At 50.6% G+C, this 765-nt stretch carries 1 pseudogene; it reads right to left on the bottom strand.

Annotated features, from left to right (window positions below):
• A pseudogene (locus EG849_RS15720) lies at positions 1-765 on the bottom strand (SprB repeat-containing protein); the annotation flags it as partial.

Genomic DNA, 765 nt, shown 5'->3' with positions numbered 1-765 from the left:
GTGATTGTTACCGTGTAAGTTCCTGCTGAAAGTCCTGAGGCTGTCGCCGCCGTTCCTCCTGAAGATGCCCAAGAGTAAGTATACGTTCCGGCACCTCCTGAAACTGCCACTGAAGCCGTTCCGTTCGATCCGCCGTTGCAAGATACGTTGGTCTGCGCTGTTGTTGCCGTTAGTGCCGCAGGCTGTGTTATCGTAACGCTTCTTGTTGTTGTACAGGAATTAGCATCCGTGATTGTTACCGTGTAAGTTCCTGCTGAAAGTCCTGTAGCCGTAGCTGCCGTTCCTCCAGAAGGTGCCCAAGAATAAGTATACGTTCCTGTTCCTCCTGAAGCTATAACTGAAGCCGTTCCGTTCGATCCACCGTTGCAAGATACGTTGGTTTGCGCTGCCGTTGCAGTCAATGCACTAGGCTCCGTAATAGTAACGCTTTGCGTTGTAGTACATAAATTCGCATCCGTGATTGTCACGGTGTAGGCTCCTGCTGAAAGTCCTGTAGCCGTAGCTGCCGTTCCTCCTGAAGGTGACCAAGAATAAGTGTAGGTTCCGGCACCTCCTGAAACTGCCACTGAAGCCGTTCCGTTCGATCCGCCGTTGCAAGATACGTTGGTTTGCGATGCCGCTGCTGTGATTGCATTTACAGGCTGTGTAATAGTTACGCTTTGCGTAGTAGTACATAAGTTAGCATCGGTAATTGTCACCGTGTAAGTTCCAGTTGAAAGACCTGAGGCTGTCGCTGCCGTTCCTCCTGAAGGAGACCAAGAATAA

It is taken from the genome of Flavobacterium macacae (assembly GCF_003865365.1).
In the GTDB taxonomy this organism is placed as follows: Bacteria; Bacteroidota; Bacteroidia; order Flavobacteriales; family Flavobacteriaceae; genus Flavobacterium; species Flavobacterium macacae.
The sequence above is the reverse complement of the archived record's forward strand: the minus strand, read 5'-3'. Positions and strand labels throughout refer to the sequence as shown.